This is a genomic window from Deltaproteobacteria bacterium, from assembly GCA_026388415.1.
GTDB lineage: Bacteria > Desulfobacterota > Syntrophia > Syntrophales > JACQWR01 > JAPLJV01.
This window is the reverse complement of record JAPLJV010000007.1, coordinates 13468-34277: the sequence shown is the minus strand read 5'-3', so window position 1 is coordinate 34277 and position 20810 is coordinate 13468. Positions and strand designations below refer to the sequence as shown.

Here is a 20810-nt window from a genome sequence, read left to right as displayed (position 1 = left end):
ATACGTTTCCGCACTCCTTTGCATAATTCAGAACACGAAGTTTTCTGCTGATATCTCGTTGTGCCTGTGTCATAAACCGACCTCCTTGGAGAAATAATGAATTTTATCACAAATTGTCTCCTGAGGTCTTAATTTTCATACATGTCTAACATTTTGTAGTAAGGTTTGAAAGGTGCAAAGTCTTGATAGTCTGTTTTCAGTTCGCGATAATGCACTCGTTCTTCCTGTAAGAGAGCATCAAACAGTTTTCTCAGACATACTTTGTTTCAATAAAAAGTCTTTTTAAGAAGAAAGCGGCGTGAGCGTTGGAGTTAAATAGAATATGGCGGGAATATACGTTAAGAACTTAACAGTTTCTGAGAAATCAATTGACCTTAATAGGCATGTCAATAACCTTGAGTACCTCCGCTGGATGATGGAAGCATCCCTTGAACATTCAATTGCCCGAGGTTGGCCAATGGAGCGCTACGTAAGTTCGGGCTCAAGTTGGGTAATAAGGTCCCATTATATTAAGTATTTAAGCCCAGCCTTCTTGGGAGATTCAATTTCAATTATTACTTGGATTAGTGGTGTCAGTAAGAAAAGTCATCCGCGGAAATACTTGTTTTGGAGGGCAAGAGATAAAAAAATTCTTGCAGAGGCCGAAACGCTATGGGTTTTTGTAAATCTCGCCACCGGCAGACCAATGTCTATTCCCGAAGAACTAAAGTCGGCATTTGATATAGTCACAGCAGGTAAAGACGAGGTTTTGAAGCAAGCGTTCCCGAACATTACGGTTTGAAACGTTCATCCAATTCCACTCGAATACAATGCAACATGAAGGTGCTGATGCCTTCCTGTAGTCCACAAACCGTTACCCTCACCGACAATGCAGGACTTCAATTCGTAATCAACACAATTCACGCCACAAGATTTCATTGACACATAAGACCACGCTTCCTATATTGCAAACCACTAAAAAGGAAGTTCTTATTAAAAAAGCTTGTTATTAGGCATGATAAATTAAACGGAAAAAGGCTGTCAAGATTTTAAAACGATTTTAAAAGCTATACAATTCCCGTTATATTTCCGGTATGGTCAATATTAATGTTGTAGGCGGCTGGCACTTTGGAAAGGCCGGGCATCCGGAGGATTTCTCCGGTAATGGGAATCAAAAAGCCCGCGCCGGAAGCGATTTTAATTTCCCGAACGGTAACGATAAAGTTGCTGGGAAGACCCAAAAGGCTCGGGTTGTCGGATAGCGATTGCTGGGTCTTGGCAATACAGACCGGCAGTTTATCGTAGCCGATTTTTTTGATCATATCGAGATTGCGCCTAGCCTGCGGCTGGTAATCAATGGAAACAGCGCCGTAGATTTCGCTCGCAACTTTAAATATTTTATCTTCCACCGGCAGTTTCCAGTCATAGAGCGGCTTAAATGTCCCTTTGGCTTCGGCAATCAGCCGGACAGTCTTTTCTGCAAGCTCCAAACCGCCCTCGCCTCCCAGTCTAAAGATATCCGCTGGGGCAATGTTCATCCCTTCGTTTTCCGCAGCTTCCACAACCGCTTTAATTTCTTCATCCGTGTCTGAAGGAAACCGGTTTAAAGCAACAATGCAGGGGACGTTGAATTTGTCGATATTTTCATAGTGCTTGCGCAGATTTGCCATTCCTAGCACGGCCATAATGGGGTTGGGATCGTTCAGTTCTTTTCGCGCAATGCCCGCGTGATATTTCAGCGCACGAACGGTAGCAACCAAAACGACAATCCGGGGATGAAAATTGCCGTAGGGCGCGACGATGTCGAAATACTTCTCTGCGCCGAGATCAAAGCCAAATCCGGCTTCGGTTACCACATAATCCGCCAGACGAAGCGCCAGGTCCGTGCCCATGATACTGTTGGTACCCTGGGCAATGTTGGCAAATGGACCGCCGTGTATAATGGCCGGAACGCCTTCGGTGGTCTGCACAAGATTGGGTAGTAACGCATATTTCAAGAGTGCCGTGACCGCTCCTTCCACTTTTAGGTCGCCGGCAATCACCGGATAGTCGTCATAGGTAAAGCTCACCAGAATCTTGCGTATCTTGTCTTTCAATTCTTCATAGGAGCGCGAAAGGCAGAGAATTGCCATAATTTCACTGGAGGGAACAATATCAAATCCGGTTTCCCGGGGTACTCCATTGGTGGAACCGCCCAGACCTATGACGATATCCCGAAGTGAGCGGTCATTCATATCTATAACCCTACGCCAGGTGATTTTACGCGGATCGATATTTAAATGATTGCCGTGAAAAATGGAATTGTCCACGATAGCGGAGAGCAAATTGTGCGCACTTTCCACTGCTGGAAAGTCGTTTGTGAAATGGAGATTAATGTCATCGACCGGATGAACACGGGAAAGTCCGCCGCCGGTGGCCCCGCCTTTTATGCCGAAAACAGGCCCCAGTGATGGTTCTCTCAAAGCCACTATGGTGGACTTGCCGATTTTAGCCAGAGCCTGCGCAAGCCCGATGGACACGGTGGTCTTTCCTTCACCGGCAGGGGTCGGTGTCATGGCCGACACAAGAATCAAAGATGAATTGTTCCTGCGTGAAAATCGCCGGATTACTTCCAGCCTTACTTTGGCCTTATAACGGCCGTATAATTCCAGATCATTTTCCTTCAACCCGAGCATTGAGGCAATGTCAACAATGGACCGCAGGTTTTTTTCAGGGTTGTGTTGTTTGGTTTTCTTCATAGCGCTACTTACTGATTACAGCGTCGAACCGGATATCAATATTATATTCATCACCGATGCGGTTAAAATCGTTTTTTAGATCTATAATTTTAACAGCCGGCGGCAGAGAAAAGTAGCAGGCCATATGGAACACATTAGCTCCCGTAAAGGGATTATTATCCACATTGGTTGATATGTCTTCGATGTTGACTCCCCGCAGTTGGAGTGATTTGCAGATTTGATGGATGATCCCAGGATGATCGATGGATGTGGCAATGAGCTTGTAGGGAATCGACGGCAATGTGTCGCGATGGCTGGGCGCTTTGGTTTTCCGAACGTAAATCTCCAGCTTTGTTTTTTTGCGAAGGCTGTCCAGATCTTTAATCAGACGCTCGATGTCGTCAGTCTTTCCCGATGTGAGAATGATCATGCCGAATTCATTGCCCAACACACAACCACGGGACCGTTCGATATTAACGCCGCGGGCGGTAAAAAATTCAGCGATTTCTTTGGCCAGACCAGGACGATCCGGCCCCATGGAGGAAATAACAACATATGATCTCATAGGACGACTCCATTTTATTTTATTTTTTGCAAATGTGGTCGAAAAATCGATTGGCTTCTTTCTATACGCATCGTATTGAAATGTCAATAGAAAGTTAAAATAATCACTGAAAGTGTTTCTCTAGCATTCAGTGCCTGAAAATGACCCAATCCTCGGCGCAGTCACTGCCGTCAAACCTCGGCGGCTTACTCGGATTAAATCTGCAATGCCACACCCTCTTGACTGACGGCTGTTTCTATGGCAGCAAAAAAATGTTTCGAGTCGCACCGCTGATTTAATTGATGATTATAAAACTGATTACAAGTGGTAATCATCCGTTGATTTTCAGACCAAAAACCATTGATTAGTAGGAGGTGAAACGAATTTTCGGCACATACCCATTTCCCTTGATAGCACACCGTTCATTACGGGGTGAAAGGTGGTATCAATCTCAGTCGCCATCCATCACTTCACCTTCTACTTCTCCGATTCAGCCTTGGCCTGCTCTGCTTCCTGTTGCTCTTTCTCTAATCGCTGGTTTTCTTCATCTCCCCATACATAAAGCTCCACGGCATCACAGATAAGGTCAGATATGCCGTATAACTCTCCCATACTGTGTGAATAGGCTAATAGAAGGGCATTAGCCTTGGACAGCAATTGGCGCGGCATCATGACACTTACGATCTGCAGATCCGGTTTCTTTTGAATATCCTTGATCGTTTTATTCAGGGTTTTAATCTCCTGTCTAAGCTGACTAATGAGCTGCTGATTATTGGCTGGCTTGGCCGTGTTTGGTTTGGCAATAACTTTGTTTCCTGGCATCACTGGTTTATTGGTTACTGGTGCGTTCATCATTTATGCCCTCCCATAACGATATCAATTTCTTTTTCAATCTGGGCCAGTATGAGCTTTATGCCTTCACGAACAATCTTTGACATACTGGTCTTTGTTTGTTTGGCGGCCCATCTGAGCCTTTGATAAAGCCCTGCTTCAATGAGTAGATTTATCGAGGTATGAAATGTTCTGTTTCTCATGGTTTAATCCTCCCGTTTGCTGATTGCTGTTCTCCGGCCAATTTGTCATGAAGTGCCACCCGAATGTAATCTGACATGCTGATTTCTCTTTGCTCCGTCAGTTTGGCAACTTGTTCATACATCTCCTGGCTAAGCATGATACAAACCGGCCTGATATAGATTTTCTTTTTCATGTCGCTATCTCCTTTCTGATTTAGATATAATTTGGTTCTCAATAATTTGTTCAGCAGCTGATCGAAGATCGGAATAAAATACATTTAGGGATTGCGGGAAAAACACTGTCGGAAACTAAATTGGCGGGTAAAAGCGGTGCAAGTATGAAATTGGTAGTGGGCGGAATCAAACTGTATGGCGGGAAGAAACGGATTATTTGACCTGACAGGCAGGGCGGAATAGCCAATGGGATTGCTAAGATGCTTTTCAGTATAGGCAAGAGCTAATTTAAATGTAATGGCTTTTCTACGCGATCACTGATAGGGGTATCCCCATTATTCATCTATGCGGCGGGGAAGAGCAAGCTTTTCATGGTCTATAGGCTGCCGAGGAAAAACAAGTGTATCTGAGAGGGAGGGGAAAATATGGGATCAAATCGGAAGCCAGCACAAATGGAACGAAAGGCATATTTCGAACGACAACTGAAAGACCGGATGTCATTCCTGTCTGAAAAAGGGATCGAATCTGCCAAGATCAAGAAAGATACTATCTTAAAAAAATTGCGGGCAAATATTGATTCCCTAAATGCCAGACTTAAGACGATTGCCAGCTCCGAAGAGAAGACGGAAGTACTGGCAAAGACAAAGGCGGAAAAAGCCGCCCTCAAAAAAGATCCAGAAGACCGTAAGGAGAAAAAAGCACCGGAAGCCCCTGTAGAGGGCAAGGGAAAAAAGAAAAAGAAGGAACAAGCGGTATCTTAAGCAAGCTCAATCTTAGGCTCGCCCGTAACCGCTTCAGAAGCCATGTTGGTCTCTTATATAGGCTGTAGAAGATCACCTGCCCAGGAAGGTATAGGAAGGCAGGGGATGGTGATACTCGGGGATAACCAGAAGTGGCCGCTGATTATAGCATACTTTTTCTTGGTCGTTTGATAATGAGCTTTTCACACAAAGGCCAGTATCGTTTTTTCTCGTAGGATATGGGAAAAACCTCAAAACCGCAGGAACCTGCGCTTTTTATGCTGAGTCAACATTATTTATGCAACATACCGGCTGGGGAGATCCCGATACATGCAACTGTATCATAATCGCTACACATATCCGATCAATTTTAATGAAAAGAATCCAATTACAAAAAAGTATAATCACGATATGTGATATGATTCCCTATGTTTATGTTGTTTTCCCTTATTAGGTGCACTCATTGCTTATTGTTAGAAACAAGTTGAATAGGGGAGTATAAACATCAGTGACACACTTGCCGAAGCAGATAAAGAGGTAAAATATGAAGAAAATTGTTTGTGCGGTGCTTATTCTGACAATGGTCATCTGTCTCAACCCATTGCCAAGTGAAGCAAGAGGCGAACATGGTGGTTGGTGGTTGCCTTGGGCGGTAATAGGAGGTGTGGCCGTTCTGGCGCCTTATTATCATAGGCCATATTATGAACCTCCCCCACTGATCATCCGCGAACAGCCTCCGGTATATTTTCAAACAGCCTCATCTGCAACACCGTCGTCTACTGAACGAATCTTTGTTTATCCGCGCCAAGGCCAGAGTGAAGAACAACAGGCGAAGGATCGTTACGAATGCCACACTTGGGCTGTGAGTCAGACTTGGCACGAGCCCCGGAAAGTTAGTATGGAGGAATGGACTGTTATTATCAAATCCCTGCCGGAAACCCAACGTGCAAACTATCGACGTGCGGAGAGTGCCTGTCTTGATGGTCGTGGGTACACTGTAAAGTAGCCGCCATCATACTAATTCAGCTTACACCCATTAACGTCATATACCGGCTCAGAAACTATTACCACTCACTTATATGCGTTACCAAAGATAACCCTTCCTGGAAGGGTTAGGAAGATCAGGGATAACCAGAATCAAAAGTGGCTACCGCTTACATCTGCCTTCTGACCATTTTTATTTTGTTGGCCGACCTGTTGACATTAACAATAGCCGCTCGTATATTAGAATTAAAGAGGTGCTCCAATGCGCGGCTTGGATTATGTCTCTGGGATTTGAATGAAAGTTAAAACATTTCACTGGGAGGTAACACGAAAAGCATCTCCAAGGATTTCTGGTGACCGGTGCTCTTGTATGTTTCCCGTAAGACCACTGCGTAAAACCCGTCCACATCGGATAATTCTCCCCGATCAATCTCCAGTTGTCTTTCGCATCCTTTCAAACCACCGGAATATCCAAGACTTTTTAAAACAAATCTGAGGTCAATATGGACTTGATCAAGCTTAATCCGGAAATATCGCTCAATAAAAGGGACATCGAAGCACCGACCGTTGTAGGTCACTATGATTTTAAACCGTTGAATATCATGAACAAAATCATTAAGATTCCGACCCTTGACATAGGTATCGACTGTCTGACCGTCATATAAAGCTATGGTCGTTATCTCATTACACCAATTTTCCAAACCCGTGGTCTCGGTATCAAGATAGGCAATGGTATCCCGGAAATGGGTGAATAATCGCCAGTACTGATTGACTGGAAGGTGCTGGACAAAGTAGTGGGGATTCCCGTTGGCCAACTGTTTTTGTGATTCTTCGAGCTCTTGGGAAATGGCCAGGATTCTGGATTTGGAAAGGGGAATATTTGGTGACTGAAGGAATTGGTCCCAGTCGTGAATCCCTGCTGACCACAGTTTTGATTCTGTGGCTGGTCCGATTCTCTGGATATGACAAAAGGTGTTTTTTTAGCATGGAAGAAGTTTGAAGATTAGGGGTGGGGCTTTTTATTTATCTTATCGAAAAATGGCAATACTTCAAAATTCCTCCTATTGTTATGAGATCGTCGATCGGGGATAATTCTCCGCTCTGGCCCATTATAATTTGCATCGTTTAATTCTCTTCTATTTTTATTACTTCTTCTTTCTTTGCCAGAACGAGTTGGAATCATAATGAAACCTCTTTGCTACGAGCTATCCGTGATGAAGCTAACACACCCGCTAAAATGTATCAATAAAGATTTATCTTACCATTCATTAGTCGGTTGTTTTCTGATCCCTTCCCCTTGTATAGGGCTCAGGAGATCTCCTATTCCAGAAGGTATCAGCCCAGGCATGCCTTCTTCTTCTCGGCCTGCCACATGAATTCTATCGGAACGTCTTGACCATCCTGGTTTACCCATCTACTGTCATTCCTCCCAAGCGAAAACTCGGTCATTTTGAGATTGCTTTAGAACCAGTTGAAACCGCCCATCCCATTATCGGACAAGCCTTCCAGCAAGGGCCGGTTATTCTCATCTGGGATGCCATTCTGAGCGATAGCCGCCACCCGGAACAGGGTCATAATGTGGTCTATCATGAATTTGCCCATAAACTTGATATGCTGGATGGCGCCGCCGATGGGACTCCCCCTTTGAGAGATCGAGCTGAATTTCAGGACTGGGTTGTTACCTGTTCAAGGGAATACCTGCGCCTGAAAAGTGAGGTCAAAGCCGGCAGGAAATCATTCCTCAATGCCTACGGTGCCACCAATGAAGCTGAATTCGTTTCTGTCGCCACGGAAGAATTCTTTGACCGACCAATCCGATTAAAGGAACATTCTCCCGATCTCTATCGAGTATTGCAGGAATATTATCGCCAGGATCCAGCGGCACGGGTAGGCAGGAACACATGCATGAATTTAAACACAGGATAAGTTTCCAGGGGTCGTTCGCAGAAGCTCCGCTACCTCGTTTGCCGTCAATAATCGGCGTTCCATTTTGTGATAAACTCCCTTTCATTATTTTGCTTTGGGCCACCTTAAATCACTAAAATAACTAATACAATCCAGTCATAGGCTATGGGTACGGATCAAAATAGGCTATTCTGGGGGGGAAATGTTTGATCAAATTAATCGGGATTTTGCTTGGTGATGAATGGTGATATTGAGTGAAAAGGTGATTTTAATAATATTTGTCACAACTAATGGGAATTATTTGATATATGGGGAGAGTCTTTGGGGAGGGGGATATGGGGAATGTTTTATGTTAGCTATAGGTTAGCAAAAACAAAACAAGGGGCTAACCTTATCAGGCTAACCCCTTGTTTTTATTGGTACGCCTGCAGGGATTCGAACCCGGGACCGACGGATTAGAAATCCGTTGCTCTATCCAGCTGAGCTACAGGCGCAATATTACAGCCCCGATGAAATTACTTTTTAACTTACGAATGGCGTATTTAATAGCCGCTTGGCGGTTTATTGTCAAGTTCGAATCCGGCCTATCTTACATACCCGGCTATGCCATCGAATTTATAACCTTTTCTGGTCATACCTTCACCTTTCGGATCGGTGGTATAGAAATGACCGCCCCTTTCCTGATTAAACCACCGGTATAATTCTTTCGTATTGCTCAGCTTCGAGGTTCCAATATTGCCGATGCTGCCTTCCAGGACGTAATCCTTGACAGATTTGCCGCCACCGTTAGTAGCATAAGAGTAGAAGTGGTCATCTTTTTTGCTGTTATACCAACGGTTAAACTCCGTTGTACCGGGCGTGCCGGCGGCAAAAAGGCGAAAGGCGATCCCCTCCTTTCTATAGCCGCCACTCTGTATCCGGTTCGCCTCGGCTTGGGGATTGGTCGTATAGAGGTAATTGTGGTTCCTCACATAGCGGTAAACATCAACAATCTTCGCCGTCTGATCGGGCCTTATCTCGACCATCGCCTCCAGGGTAATATCGCCGCGGTTGGAGGCGATAACGATTTGCTCCCAGTAGAAACCCGGTGATAACTGCTGCGCATCCATACGAATATTAGCATAGTCCGTCTCTCTGGTAGTAGTGCCGGAATCCGGATTAATCGTAATCCAGCCGGGATTTCCCCTCATCAATTCCTTACCGTAGATACTGACACCCTCGATAGTCGTGCGGCCTTCGCCATTCACAAGTGTCAACACATGCGGACCATCAGGCAAGCCATCTGCTATCGTCAGCTCCTCCCGGCCTCGCTCGGTGGCGCTGCCGTCGTAAACGCGGATAAGTTGATCGTCCATATAGGCGGCCAGCTTTCCTCCATCAGGACCGTGCCAGAGATAGAGGCTGATACCCGTGCCGGAAAAACGATATTTGATCAGATTATTGATTCCAAAAGCAGAAGGATATCCTTCTTGTTCAATCCATTTACCGGATATGTCCAGCGTCTCCTTCAAATGGCTGTTGGGAACGTAGCTGGAGGCGCCTTTAATATCGTCACTCAAAAAGGATACATATCTGCCTTTGAGGGGCAACAGATTATACTTCTCATCACCCGGCCGGGGGATAACGATGCGCCATTTAACGGTTTCACGGCCTTTATTGGATATCCTGATTTGCCGGGCTGCCTGTTTTCCAGGATAGATAATTCCGAAATCAAGGTGCGGAGGGTCCACGGACAGTTGCGGCTCAGATTTCGCGTCCGTCACTTTGAAATTAAAGAAAATCGTTCTCGTTCCGCCCAAAGACGTGATCTCAAGCTGCTCACGGTAAGAACCCACCGGTAAATCCTTACGGAAAATAACAGTTTTTCCGCTCGCTTCAACGGTTAACTGAATATTATGATATTTTTGTTTTGTTATCTGAACACTTTCCGCAGGCAAGCTTTTGACGGATCTGATGGACAGGCGCAGATATTCCGGTTCGGCCGTCAGGTTGCCGGTCAGTTTTTCATTTTCCGCCGGCTCCCATCCTTCCGGACCCTCGATGGACCAGGCAGCGCTCCCTCCCCCCATATTCTTCATATAAATTAATGTATTAGCAACATTTTCCGGACCAACATCGCCAAAATCAACTTCGCGTGGGGTAACGGATAAGGCCGGCCGGGGCGCATCCTCCTTTGTCGCCGCCTGGGATATTTTAATAAATTCCTGCCTGCCGTTATTCCCGCTGCTTAATCCGGCGCCGCCGGCAGCGTACATCAGGATCGGTAAGGAAAGAAAAAAAACTATGGCCATGATGGTTCGGTGATAATAAATCCTTAACATGTACATCCTCTTTTTGGAAAATTATGCAGCTAACTAACGCAAAGAGAAAAATAACGCAACGCCTTTTAAGGTGAAATAACTTGACACCCTCCAACTATAAGTTATATTTTGCGCACTCTTTAACCGGCAGGCAAGCAGCGAGCTCTTAAATGACCGATGATGAATTGAAATACTGGCTGGCCCTGAAATGGGTTCCAGGCCTCGGCAACGTGGGTTTCATCGCCCTGCTGGACGCCTGCGGTTCCCCGGAAGAAGTCTTCCAGGCCCCGACCGCAAGGCTTCAGGCGACTCCGGGCATCGGCCCGAAGGTGGCAACCCAGATCAAGGCCTTTCATAAATGGGCCGAGGTGGAACGGGAGCTGGCCTTAGCCCGGGAGCGGTACGTTGCAATCATTACCTGCCGGGATAGTCTTTATCCTCATAACCTTCTTAATATTTATGATTTTCCGCCATTTCTCTACGTCAAGGGAACCCTCCGGGAAGACGATATCTGCATTGCCGTCGTCGGTTCCCGGATGGCCAGCACCTACGGCAGATTCTCCACGGAACGGCTCTGCCGGGAGCTGGTCATGAAGGGTATTACCATTGTCAGCGGTCTGGCCCGGGGTATTGACACGGCCGCTCATCAGGGCAGCCTGGCGGCTAAAGGGCGAACGATCGCCGTTTTGGGCTGCGGCCTGGATATCGTCTACCCTCCCGAAAACAAGGCGCTTTTTGAAATAATCCCCCAGCAGGGCGCCATCATTACGGAATTTCCCTTCGGCACGCCGCCCCAGGGAACTAATTTCCCCGCCCGCAACAGGATCATCAGCGGGCTATCGCTCGGGGTAGTAGTGGTAGAGGCCAGTTATAGAAGCGGTTCCCTGATAACCGCCCGGCTGGCCCTCGAACAGGGGCGGGAAGTGTTTGCCATACCAGGCAGCATAGATGCCGACGGGTCAAAAGGTACGAATAAATTGATCAAAGAAGGCGCCAAATTGATCGAGGGCGCCGACGACATTCTGGAAGAAATCCTGCCCCAGATCAGGAGCAAATTAGCGCCCCCTTCCCCCGCAAAAGTTGATAAACCCAAGGTCAGTGCTGATGACCCTGTCGCAGAAAAGCCATCAGCATCCCGTCAGGAAGCACTGACGAATGAGGAAGGCAAACTGCTTAAACACGTATCGGCTGACCCCGTTAATGTTGACCAGCTCATCGCCCTGACCGGGGGAAAAGCCGGCGAAATCTTAAATACCCTGTTATTACTGGAGCTGAAGGGGTTCATCCGTCAGTTGCCGGGAAAACAATTTGTCCGCAAGGAGTGAGAAAACTGCCAATGGCCAAGAAGCTTGTCATAACCGAAAAACCATCCGTCGCCCGCGACATAGCCAAAGCCCTGGGAGGCTTCAAGGCGCGCGGCAAGGTCTTTGACCGGGATGACATGATCGTCTGCTCCGCCGCGGGCCACCTCGTGGAACTTTGCATGCCCGAGGATCTGGACAAGAAAAAGTACGGGTTCTGGAGGCTCGAAACCCTCCCCATCCTGCCTGAAACCTTTCAGTTAAAGCCGTCCAGAAGCGACGGTCCCAAGGGCCGCTTCAGCAAGAAGAAAGACCAGGCAGAAACGCCCCCCGAGGGTGGCTCCGAATTGCTCGACATCATCAAGCGGGAGGCAAAGCGCAAGGAGATCGTCGGGATCGTGAATGCCTGCGACGCGGGGCGCGAAGGCGAACTCATCTTCACCTACATCATGAAGTACCTGGGGATCAACAAAAACACCGAGCGCCTGTGGCTGCAATCCATGACGCCCGCCTCGATCCGGGAAGGTTTCTCGCATCTGCTGCCGGGTGACAGGAAGGCCGGACTCGCCGACGCTGCCGTGTGCCGCTCGGAAGCGGACTGGCTGGTCGGCATCAACGCCACGCGCGCCTTCACCATCCGCCTGTTCGGAAGAAACGTCAAGGAAACCGCAAATCTGGGCCGTGTCCAGACTCCTACCCTGGCCCTGCTGGTGGAGCGGGAAAAAGCGATCCAGGCCTTCGTATCCCGTGATTACTGGATTGTCAGGGGTATATTTGAGGTATCGGGAGACACCTACGAAGGGATCTGGATTCGGGAACACTTCAAGAAGAAGCCCAACGATCCAGACGACCGGGCCGACAGAATCTGGTCCAAAACTACGGCGGACGAGATTGTGGCGCGTTGTGCGGGTAAGTCGGCGGTGGCGACCGATAAGGCAAAGGAAACCCGGGAAGCCCCCCCTACCCTCTTTGACCTCACCACCCTGCAGCGCGAATCGAACCGGCGCTTCGGACTTTCTGCGCGCTCCACCCTTTCCGCGGCCCAGTCCCTCTACGAGAAGCACAAGGTGCTCACCTATCCGCGCACCGACAGCAAATGCCTGCCAGAAGATTACCCCGCCGAAGTGAGCCGGACACTGGGTTCTCTGGACGGACTGTACGCCCCGCTCGCCCAGCGCATCGGCGATCCTTCCCGGGCGCAGATGGCGAAACGGATATTCGACAACACCCGGATCTCTGACCACTTTGCGATCATCCCCACCGGCGAAACGCCCAAAGGGCTCACCGCCGTGGAACAGAAGGTTTACGACCTGGTCGTGCGCCGATTTCTGGCCGCCTTCATGGACTCGGCCGTATGGAAAATCGTGGAAAGAACCACCCGCGTCGGCAAAGATACCTTCCGCACCACCGCGAGGGTGCTGGCGAAGGCCGGCTGGCGCGAGGCGTTCGGAAAGGAGGAGGAACCGGAGACCGATGTCGGTATCGCCAGCCACCTGCCCGCCCTCGTAGACAGTGAAGGCATATTGACACGCAAGGTGGAGCTGGACGAATGCCGTACCAATCCGCCGCCGCGCTACAACGACGCCACGCTGCTGGCTGCCATGGAGACGGCAGGAAAGCTGCTGGACGACGAGACATTGGCCGAAGCCATGAAGGAGCGGGGCCTGGGCACGCCGGCCACGCGGGCTGAAACGATTGAGAAGCTGATCAGCGCTCACTATGTGACACGCGACCGCAGGGATCTTGTGCCCACATCAAAGGCGATGAACCTGATCCGCCTGCTGCTGGCCATTCCGGTACAGGAACTCGTCTCTCCCACCCTGACCGGCGAGTGGGAAAACAAGCTGCTGATGATGGAGAAAAGCAAGCTTTCCCGTCCTGACTTCATGCGGGACATTATGCGGTTTACCGCCCAGATCGTGGAAAAAGCGAGGGGATTTGATATGGATACCGGATTCGAGAACAGTGAACCTTTTGGAAAGTGCCCGAAGTGTGGCGTTACATTACGGGAGAAACTCAAGGCCTATGAATGCACCGGCTGCGATTTCAAGCTCTACAAGACCATGAGCCAGCGCCTGATCACCAAAGATGAGGCCATTGAACTGATGGATAAGCAGGAGATCGGGCCGCTGGATGGCTTCTTCTCGTTCAAGACTCGCAAGCACTTCTCCGCCGGACTCCGCCTCAATGACGAATGGAAGGTAGAATTTGTCTTTGAAGATCGCACGGCAAACGGCGGGGAAAATGGTCCGAATATCCCCTGCCCCCTCTGTGGCAAGCCAATGTCCGCCCGCCAGGGCCGCTTCGGTCCGTTCCTCGGCTGCACCGGTTACCCGGAATGCAAGCATACGATCAACGTCGGCCCGGATGGGGAACCGGTCGCCGCCCCGGCAGGGGGAACCCAGAGCGACGTCGTCTGCGAGAAATGCGGGAAACCGATGGCCGTCAAGAGGGGCCGTTTCGGGACCTTCCTCGGCTGCTCGGGCTACCCGGAATGTAAGAACATTGTCAAGACAGGCAAGGGAGCGGCCGGATCCGCCCAGCCTCAACCCCCGGAGCTGACGGATACCATCTGCGACAAATGCGGCCGCCCCATGGCGACTAAACGCGGGCGATTCGGCCCTTTCCTGGGCTGCTCCGGCTATCCCGAATGCAAGAATATCATGAAGATCAAAGCCGGGGCATAAAATCATTACTGCTACGATCATTATCGGCGGCGGCCTGGCCGGGTGTGAAGCGGCCTGGCAGCTGCTGCAGAGGGGGCAACGCGTCGTCCTTTACGAGATGAAGCCCCGGTCTTTCTCTCCGGCCCATAAATCGCCGCACCTGGCCGAGCTGGTATGCAGTAATTCGCTACGTTCCAACAGCCTGGATAATGCTGTCGGGCTCCTCAAGGAAGAGATGCGGCGCCTGGGATCGCTGATCATCGCCGCGGCAGACGCCACCGCCGTACCCGCCGGCAGCGCGCTCGCCGTGGACCGGTTAGAATTTTCCCGCTATATCGAAGAAAAGCTCCTGAGCCACGGGGCATTGGAGATTATCCGTGGCGAGGTACGGGAACTGCCCCCCGAACGACCCGTCATTATCGCCACGGGTCCCCTCACCTCACCGGATCTGGCCCGACATCTTGCCGAGTGGACGGGAAGCGCAGATCTCTATTTCTATGACGCCATTTCACCCATCATTGACGGCGAATCCATCAATTATGACAAGGTGTTCCGCGCTTCCCGCTACGAGGCTGGTGAAGGAGATTACCTGAATTGCCCAATGGAAAAAGATGAATATGAACATTTCTGGCAAATGCTGAGCGAGGGCGACGAGGTGCCGCTCCAGACCTGTGAGGAACTGAAGTTTTTTGAGGGTTGCATGCCCATTGAAGTAATGGCGAAAAGAGGACTTTCAACGCTAACCTTCGGGCCCATGAAGCCCGTTGGACTGATCAATCCCCATACTGGCCGACAGCCCTATGCCGTGGTCCAGCTCCGCCGGGAAAACTTGGCGGCTACGCTGTATAACATGGTGGGATTCCAGACGAAATTGACCTGGCCCGAGCAGCGGCGGATCTTCCGGACGATTCCGGGGCTGGCCGAGGCGGAATTTGTCCGCTACGGCAGCATCCACCGCAACACGTTCATCAATTCGCCTGCGCTCTTGGCAAAGACGCTGCAACTGCATGGCAACTCCGGGATTTTCTTCGCCGGACAGATAACGGGCGTGGAAGGCTACGTTGAATCGTCGGCGATGGGCCTCTTGGCCGGCCTGAGCGCCCACGCCCACTTGTCGGGAAGGATTCTACCACCACCACCGGAGACCACGGCCATCGGCGCGCTCGTAAACTACATCACCCGGGCCGACAAAAAGACCTTCCAACCCATGAACGTCAACTTCGGCATCTTTCCGCCGCTACCCGCCAAGACCCCCAAAAAATTACGGGGCAGCAGTTACTCCACTCGTGCCCTGACAGACCTGGAACAATGGCTGATCGGGGAAGACATCAAATCCCCCTCAATCCCCCTTTGCTAAAGGGGGAGTTTATTGTTTCCCCCTTTTATAAAGTGGAACTTTATGCTTCCCCTCTTTGGCAAAGAGGGGTTAGGGGAGATTTTCATTATCCTTTGTGACGCGGCGCCATTATGAAAATTTCATCGGGCCGTGAGCAGTCCGATGACTTCGATATGGCCGGTTTGCGGGAACATATCCAGCGGTTGCAGGCATTCCAGAGAGAACCCGGCTTCCACGAGATAACGCAGATCTCTGGCTTGAGTCGTGGGGTTGCAGGAGATGTAGATAACTTTTTTTGCCGCCGTTTTCCGGACGGCGTCCAGGACTTGACGGTCGCAGCCGCTCCGGGGCGGATCCAGGATGACGACATCGGCTTGCCGACCTCGTTTAGTGAACTTCTGCTTCATTACCTCGCCCACATCACCCCGTAAAAACAAGGCATTGCCGCAACCCGCTTCCTGAAGATTTTCGCGGGCACATTGGATCGCCGGGCCGACGATTTCGATGCCCGTGATGTTTTTGGCCGAGGGGGCCAGGAAAAGAGAAAAGAGCCCTACCCCGCAATACGCGTCCAGAACCGTCTCCCTGCCCGTCAAGTCGGCCAGTTTCAATACCTGTTCCACCAATACGTCCAAAAGGCTGGTATTGATCTGGAAAAAACCGCCGTAAGGAACGACGAGGCGCTTGCCCCGGACAATCCTGGTAATAAGCGGCGGCATGGCATCATCATCCGGGACGGCAATGATTTTTCCTTCCTCACCGGAAGACCAGATAGTCTGTCGGTCGCGCCGGTATTTCCCGCCTTCCGCAAGCAGGGCGGCACGGAAGGTCTGGCAGGACTGATTGATGCTTTCCGCCACGATCTCGCACCTTTCTATATCCAGCACCGAGTCTGACGCGCCCTGCATGAAGCCGAGACTCAAAAGCCGGCCGTCCTTGCCCGTCCGGACATGGTAATCCGCCTTGCCCCGGTAATGGAGCCGGCCCGGAGAAGGGATGATCCCCAAAACTGGTGGCGACGGGAATTTGCCCAATCTGGCAAATATGTCCCGCACCTGTTTTTCCTTGATGGCCAACTGCTGCTCACAGGCGATATGCTGGAACTGGCAACCGCCGCACCGGCCGAAATACCGGCACGCCGGTGCAACACGATATTCCGATGGTTGCAATATCCGCCTGACTTCCGCCAAGGCGAATTTTTTCCGGACAGACGTGATCTCCACTGTTACTTCGTCGTGCGTCACGGTAAAGGGAACAAAAACGGCCATCCCCTGCACACGCCCGACCCCCGATCCGCCGAAGGCGACATCCTCGATCCGGATATTTATAACCTCGCCTGCCTGCATTTCCGTTTAACTCCCATGCCCAGCGCGTGCACAACGAAACATGAAAATCCCCCCTTAACCCCCCTTTGGTAAAGGGGGGGATGGGGGGGATTTTCACATAAAATAGTAAAGATTTCTCGTCGCGCCTGCTCCTCGAAATGACAAAGTTTGTTGCCCTTTTAGCATTTAGCATTTCCCTTTACAAGCGACGTGAATGCTGTTAACTAACCGGGCTGCTTGTGAGAAAAGCGACAAAGGGAAATAATGACTCATAACGAAACGTTACAGGATGGCAAGGGCATATCTGCTTCGGATTCGTCTTCGGGCGGTTTGTCCAGCGGCCTATCCTCAGTCGTCGGGTCAAAAGACGAGCAGCATGCACAGCGCCTGATCCATAACGGCAAAGAGATCATTTTGGTAGGCACGGCTCATATATCTAAAGAAAGCGCCGACCTGGTAGAGCGGATCATCGCGCGGGAGAATCCCGATACCGTCTGCGTGGAACTCTGCCCGGCCCGATTGGAGGCCCTGCAGCAAAAAGATAAATGGCAGGAGATGGACATCGTCCGGGTGATTCGCGAAAAACGCGCCTCCTTACTGCTCTTCCAGCTCTTGCTGGCATCCATCCAGAAAAAGATGGCCAAAAAGTTCCTCGTCAATCCCGGCGAGGATATGTTGCGGGCCATTGTCACGGCCAAAAAATACCATGCGGAAATCGTGCCTGTGGATCGGGATATCAGGATTTCCCTCCTGCGCACTTGGAGGAGCATGGGCTTTATCAGCAAGGTTAAACTGTTGCCGGAAATGCTGCTTTCCCTGTTCATCACGGAAGATATCACGGCAGAGCAAGTGGAACAGATGAAACAGCATGACACCCTGGAGCTTGCCATGCGCGCCCTGGCCGACAAGCTGCCGTCCATCAAGACCATCCTGATTGACGAACGGGACCAATACCTGGCTTATGCCATCGGTCAGGCGCCGGGGCCTAAAATCGTCGCCGTCATCGGCGCCGGGCATGTCAAAGGCGTCATAGAGAATATCGGTAAAGATATCAATATCATACCGCTGCTGACGATACCGCCCGCCAGCATCTGGGGAGGGATCATCGTCTGGTTTGTTCCCCTTTTTATTATCGGTTTGTTTGTGGCCGGTTTATTTTTGTCCGGCATCCGCGCGAGCATGAATATGATCATGGGCTGGTCCGCAGTGACAGCCGCCTTCTCCGGCTTGGGCGCGCTTATTTTGCTGGCCCATCCGCTGACGATTATGGCATCGGCCTTTGCCGCTCCCTTTACCACGCTCCATCCGCTGATCGCGGCCGGATGGGTGGCGGGGATTACGGAGGCCACGATCAGGAAGCCCAAGGTGGCTGACTTTCTCGCTCTGGCCGAGGACATCACGAGCATCCGCGGCTTTTTCAGCAACAAAATTACGCGCATCCTGCTGTTGGTCGCAGTTGTCAACCTGACGACTTCCATCGGCACCTTCGTCGCGATCCCCGTGATTATGAGGTTTTTTTAACGCAGCAAGGATGATTATGGCTTCCCGAGAACGCACCTCCCTGCTTTGCCCCAACTGCCGCAAGCTCATCAGCGCCGATGAGCCGGCCTGCCCCTATTGCGGTCTGTCCAAGCCCGGCGCCCGCAATATCCTTTATGGCGGCCTTAACAATCTTTCCATAGACATCACCAAGATCATTATCTATCTGAATGCGGGGTTCTTTATCCTGTCCCTGCTCCTCAGCGCCGCCAACATCGGCTTGTCGGCCAATCCCTTTACGCTGCTCTCCCCTTCCCAGGAAGGACTTTTTATCCTCGGGGGAACGGGAACGATTCCCATTGCCGGCTTCGGGCGCTGGTGGACTCTCATTTCGGCCTCCTTTCTGCACGGCAGCTTGATGCATATCTTTTTCAACATGATCGCCCTCGTGCAATTAGGGCCCTTTGTGGTCCAGGAGTACGGTCTGAACCGTTTCGTCATCATTTACACCGTGACCGGCGTTACGGGCTTTCTTTTATCTTTCCTGGCCGGTGTTCCCTTTACCATCGGCGCTTCGGCCTGCATCTGCGGCTTGATCGGCGCCATCCTCTACTATGGAAAATCGCGCGGCGGTTTTTACGGCGAGGGCATTTACAGGCAGGCAATGGGATGGGTCGTCGGGTTGGTCATCTATGGCCTGTTATTTTCGGGCATCAACAACTGGGCGCATGGGGGAGGTCTTGCCTCCGGCATCCTGTTTGCGTGGTGGCTGGGTTATGTGGAAGAACGGCGGGAGACAATCCTGCATAAGGCTCTGGCCAAGGGATGCCTTGTCCTGACCGGCCTCGTGCTGCTTTATGTTGTTTTCCAGACGGCCTACGTTTATTTATTTTAGTCGGGGGCAAGAAAGAAAAGTAATTATGGGGATAAAAGTATTGGATAGATTCATTCTGGCCTCCGCCTCCCCCCGCCGCAGGGAACTGCTGAAACAGTTGGGGCTGGAATTTGAGGTCCTGCCGAGCGGTATTGATGAAATTGCGCTGGAGGGAGAAACACCCGCCGGGCACGTGCGCCGCCTGGCCGTGGCCAAGGCCGGGGAGGTCGCCTGCCGTTATCCGGAGGCATGGATCATCGGCGCCGATACGATCGTGGTTATTAATGGCGATATTTTAGGAAAGCCGGCCACTGAGAGCGAGGCCAGAGCAATGCTCGACAAGCTGAGCGGACGTCAGCATCGGGTATATACGGGCATTGCCGTGACACGCCGGGCGACGGAGATCAATTTGAGCGACGTGGTGGCCTCAGAGGTGATCTTCAAGGATCTTTCCCGGGAAGAAATGGACTGGTATGTTGGTACCGATGAACCCTATGACAAAGCGGGGGGCTATGCCCTGCAGGGACGGGGAGCTTTCTTTGTCAAGGAAATACACGGCTCTTATACCAATGTCATTGGCCTGCCTCTGTGCGAGGCGGTAAATTTGCTGAAACTGGCGGGCGCCATTAAATTTCCGGGAGGCAACCATGACTGCTGATATCCTGTCTAATATCAATGATATAGCAAATAATATGTTGACCGCAGCGGCCAGGGCCGGTCGGGATGCCCGGGATATTAAACTGATGGCGGTCACAAAAACGGTCGCCGATGCGCGGATCGGGGAAGCCCTCGCGGCGGGAATAATGATCCTCGGGGAAAACTATGTTCAGGAGGCAGCACGCAAAAAGCCGCTGCTGGAGCAGGCAGGAGACCTCTTGGAATGGCACATGATCGGCCATCTACAGACCCGCAAGGCGGCGTTGGCGGTCCGACTTTTCGATATGATTGAGTCCCTGGACCGCGTAGAGCTGGCACACGAAATTAACAAGCGGGCCAAGGCCGTAAACAGAATCATGAAGGTACTGATCGAGGTCAACACGGGCGAGGAAACAACGAAGGGGGGCGTTTCACCTTTGAGAGCCCTGGAGCTCGCCAAGAGCGTGGCCCAGATGGAAAACCTCTCCCTCCAAGGGCTAATGACCATCCCGCCCTGGTTTGACGACCCGGAAAAGGCGCGGCCTTATTTCAAATGCCTCCGGGAACTCCAGGAAACCATCAAGGCGGCGGGACTCCCGAATGTGCAGATGCAGGAACTTTCCATGGGGATGACGGATGACTATCTGGTAGCTATCGAGGAAGGGGCAACGCTGGTGAGGATAGGACGCGGAATATTCGGGGAAAGGCCGTAGAGGCGCCTCCTGATTCGGCATCGCCCTGAAAACTGTAGGGGCGGGTTTCAAACCCGCCCGAGACAAAAAGATTGACAGCGAGCGATTTTACTACAATAATGCCCCACAAGTAATCCCAAAAGGG

At 50.9% G+C, this 20810-nt stretch carries 18 protein-coding genes, 1 tRNA gene and 1 pseudogene; 11 read left to right on the top strand and 9 right to left on the bottom strand.

Going from position 1 to position 20810, the window contains the following annotated elements; all coding sequences use genetic code 11:
• The first annotated feature begins 322 nt into the window (after nucleotides 1–322).
• Entirely contained in the window at nucleotides 323–781 is a 459-nt protein-coding gene (locus tag NT140_01875) for an acyl-CoA thioesterase (GenBank protein MCX5830635.1), read from the top strand.
• A gap of 265 nt (nucleotides 782–1046) precedes the next feature.
• Here NT140_01875 and NT140_01870 read toward each other — a convergent pair whose 3' ends face one another.
• The 5 genes from NT140_01870 to NT140_01850 all read right to left on the bottom strand — a co-directional run bounded on the left by NT140_01870 (nucleotide 1047) and on the right by NT140_01850 (nucleotide 4447).
• A complete protein-coding gene (locus tag NT140_01870) occupies nucleotides 1047–2717 on the bottom strand; it encodes a formate--tetrahydrofolate ligase (GenBank protein ID MCX5830634.1) in 1671 nt (556 codons plus the stop codon).
• Between the two features lie 4 nt (nucleotides 2718–2721).
• Nucleotides 2722–3261 (bottom strand): hypothetical protein, encoded by a 540-nt coding sequence (locus NT140_01865; GenBank protein ID MCX5830633.1) that lies wholly within the window; start codon nucleotides 3259–3261, stop codon nucleotides 2722–2724.
• 456 nt (nucleotides 3262–3717) lie between these two features.
• The gene (locus NT140_01860) at nucleotides 3718–4095 is read right to left on the bottom strand and encodes a hypothetical protein (GenBank protein MCX5830632.1); all 378 of its coding nucleotides are present in this window, start codon (nucleotides 4093–4095) and stop codon (nucleotides 3718–3720) included.
• Nucleotides 4092–4274, bottom strand: a complete 183-nt coding sequence (locus tag NT140_01855; protein MCX5830631.1) for a ribbon-helix-helix domain-containing protein — start codon at nucleotides 4272–4274, stop codon at nucleotides 4092–4094. The genes NT140_01860 and NT140_01855 overlap by 4 nt, the downstream gene beginning before the upstream one ends.
• Nucleotides 4271–4447 (bottom strand): ribbon-helix-helix protein, CopG family, encoded by a 177-nt coding sequence (locus tag NT140_01850; protein ID MCX5830630.1) that lies wholly within the window; start codon nucleotides 4445–4447, stop codon nucleotides 4271–4273. The genes NT140_01855 and NT140_01850 overlap by 4 nt, the downstream gene beginning before the upstream one ends.
• A gap of 432 nt (nucleotides 4448–4879) precedes the next feature.
• Between NT140_01850 and NT140_01845 the strand changes: the two genes are divergently transcribed.
• Both NT140_01845 and NT140_01840 read left to right on the top strand, forming a co-directional pair.
• Nucleotides 4880–5188 (top strand): hypothetical protein, encoded by a 309-nt coding sequence (locus tag NT140_01845; GenBank protein ID MCX5830629.1) that lies wholly within the window; start codon nucleotides 4880–4882, stop codon nucleotides 5186–5188.
• A 523-nt stretch (nucleotides 5189–5711) separates the two neighbouring features.
• Nucleotides 5712–6173 carry a hypothetical protein gene (locus tag NT140_01840; protein MCX5830628.1) on the top strand — a complete coding sequence of 154 codons (462 nt, stop codon included), beginning with the start codon at nucleotides 5712–5714 and terminating at the stop codon, nucleotides 6171–6173.
• A 280-nt stretch (nucleotides 6174–6453) separates the two neighbouring features.
• Here the strand turns inward: NT140_01840 and NT140_01835 are convergent, their stop codons facing one another.
• Nucleotides 6454–6966, bottom strand: a complete 513-nt coding sequence (locus NT140_01835; GenBank protein ID MCX5830627.1) for a ribonuclease H-like domain-containing protein — start codon at nucleotides 6964–6966, stop codon at nucleotides 6454–6456.
• A gap of 526 nt (nucleotides 6967–7492) precedes the next feature.
• Here NT140_01835 and NT140_01830 point away from each other — a divergent pair.
• Nucleotides 7493–8077 (top strand): annotated as a pseudogene (locus NT140_01830) (M90 family metallopeptidase).
• Nucleotides 8078–8473: 396 nt separating this feature from the next.
• On the opposite strand, the gene NT140_01825 reads toward NT140_01830, so the two are convergent.
• Nucleotides 8474–8550 (bottom strand) — tRNA-Arg (locus NT140_01825).
• Between the two features lie 90 nt (nucleotides 8551–8640).
• Complete coding sequence (locus tag NT140_01820; protein ID MCX5830626.1) at nucleotides 8641–10377, bottom strand: hypothetical protein; 1737 nt, start codon at nucleotides 10375–10377, stop codon at nucleotides 8641–8643.
• A gap of 149 nt (nucleotides 10378–10526) precedes the next feature.
• On the opposite strand from NT140_01820, the gene dprA reads away from it, so the two are divergent.
• From dprA to trmFO, 3 genes are read left to right on the top strand one after another with little or no spacing between them, the layout of a single operon-like run.
• Nucleotides 10527–11681 carry a DNA-processing protein DprA gene (gene dprA / locus NT140_01815; GenBank protein MCX5830625.1) on the top strand — a complete coding sequence of 385 codons (1155 nt, stop codon included), beginning with the start codon at nucleotides 10527–10529 and terminating at the stop codon, nucleotides 11679–11681.
• Between the two features lie 11 nt (nucleotides 11682–11692).
• Nucleotides 11693–14344: a DNA topoisomerase III gene (topB, locus tag NT140_01810; GenBank protein ID MCX5830624.1), complete on the top strand. Its 2652-nt coding sequence runs from the start codon at nucleotides 11693–11695 to the stop codon at nucleotides 14342–14344.
• Between the two features lie 4 nt (nucleotides 14345–14348).
• Nucleotides 14349–15680, top strand: a complete 1332-nt coding sequence (gene trmFO, locus NT140_01805; protein MCX5830623.1) for a methylenetetrahydrofolate--tRNA-(uracil(54)-C(5))-methyltransferase (FADH(2)-oxidizing) TrmFO — start codon at nucleotides 14349–14351, stop codon at nucleotides 15678–15680.
• A 119-nt stretch (nucleotides 15681–15799) separates the two neighbouring features.
• Here the strand turns inward: trmFO and rlmD are convergent, their stop codons facing one another.
• Complete coding sequence (gene rlmD, locus NT140_01800) at nucleotides 15800–17005, bottom strand: 23S rRNA (uracil(1939)-C(5))-methyltransferase RlmD (protein MCX5830622.1); 1206 nt, start codon at nucleotides 17003–17005, stop codon at nucleotides 15800–15802.
• 243 nt (nucleotides 17006–17248) lie between these two features.
• Between rlmD and NT140_01795 the strand changes: the two genes are divergently transcribed.
• The 4 genes from NT140_01795 to NT140_01780 are packed head-to-tail and all read left to right on the top strand — an operon-like array spanning nucleotide 17249 to nucleotide 20686.
• Nucleotides 17249–18505 carry a TraB/GumN family protein gene (locus NT140_01795; GenBank protein ID MCX5830621.1) on the top strand — a complete coding sequence of 419 codons (1257 nt, stop codon included), beginning with the start codon at nucleotides 17249–17251 and terminating at the stop codon, nucleotides 18503–18505.
• Between the two features lie 16 nt (nucleotides 18506–18521).
• Nucleotides 18522–19358: a rhomboid family intramembrane serine protease gene (locus NT140_01790; GenBank protein ID MCX5830620.1), complete on the top strand. Its 837-nt coding sequence runs from the start codon at nucleotides 18522–18524 to the stop codon at nucleotides 19356–19358.
• A 31-nt stretch (nucleotides 19359–19389) separates the two neighbouring features.
• Complete coding sequence (locus NT140_01785; GenBank protein MCX5830619.1) at nucleotides 19390–19995, top strand: Maf family protein; 606 nt, start codon at nucleotides 19390–19392, stop codon at nucleotides 19993–19995.
• Nucleotides 19985–20686 (top strand): YggS family pyridoxal phosphate-dependent enzyme, encoded by a 702-nt coding sequence (locus tag NT140_01780; protein ID MCX5830618.1) that lies wholly within the window; start codon nucleotides 19985–19987, stop codon nucleotides 20684–20686. The genes NT140_01785 and NT140_01780 overlap by 11 nt, the downstream gene beginning before the upstream one ends.
• Nucleotides 20687–20810 lie beyond the last annotated feature (124 nt).

Coding starts and splice junctions, on each gene's coding strand:
- NT140_01875 (MCX5830635.1), top strand. CDS start 323: ATGGCGGGAATATACGTTAAGAACTTAACAGTTTCTGAGAAATCAATT.
- NT140_01870 (MCX5830634.1), bottom strand. CDS start 2,717: ATGAAGAAAACCAAACAACACAACCCTGAAAAAAACCTGCGGTCCATT.
- NT140_01865 (MCX5830633.1), bottom strand. CDS start 3,261: ATGAGATCATATGTTGTTATTTCCTCCATGGGGCCGGATCGTCCTGGT.
- NT140_01860 (MCX5830632.1), bottom strand. CDS start 4,095: ATGATGAACGCACCAGTAACCAATAAACCAGTGATGCCAGGAAACAAA.
- NT140_01855 (MCX5830631.1), bottom strand. CDS start 4,274: ATGAGAAACAGAACATTTCATACCTCGATAAATCTACTCATTGAAGCA.
- NT140_01850 (MCX5830630.1), bottom strand. CDS start 4,447: ATGAAAAAGAAAATCTATATCAGGCCGGTTTGTATCATGCTTAGCCAG.
- NT140_01845 (MCX5830629.1), top strand. CDS start 4,880: ATGGAACGAAAGGCATATTTCGAACGACAACTGAAAGACCGGATGTCA.
- NT140_01840 (MCX5830628.1), top strand. CDS start 5,712: ATGAAGAAAATTGTTTGTGCGGTGCTTATTCTGACAATGGTCATCTGT.
- NT140_01820 (MCX5830626.1), bottom strand. CDS start 10,377: ATGTTAAGGATTTATTATCACCGAACCATCATGGCCATAGTTTTTTTT.
- dprA (MCX5830625.1), top strand. CDS start 10,527: ATGACCGATGATGAATTGAAATACTGGCTGGCCCTGAAATGGGTTCCA.
- topB (MCX5830624.1), top strand. CDS start 11,693: ATGGCCAAGAAGCTTGTCATAACCGAAAAACCATCCGTCGCCCGCGAC.
- rlmD (MCX5830622.1), bottom strand. CDS start 17,005: ATGCAGGCAGGCGAGGTTATAAATATCCGGATCGAGGATGTCGCCTTC.
- NT140_01795 (MCX5830621.1), top strand. CDS start 17,249: ATGACTCATAACGAAACGTTACAGGATGGCAAGGGCATATCTGCTTCG.
- NT140_01790 (MCX5830620.1), top strand. CDS start 18,522: ATGGCTTCCCGAGAACGCACCTCCCTGCTTTGCCCCAACTGCCGCAAG.
- NT140_01780 (MCX5830618.1), top strand. CDS start 19,985: ATGACTGCTGATATCCTGTCTAATATCAATGATATAGCAAATAATATG.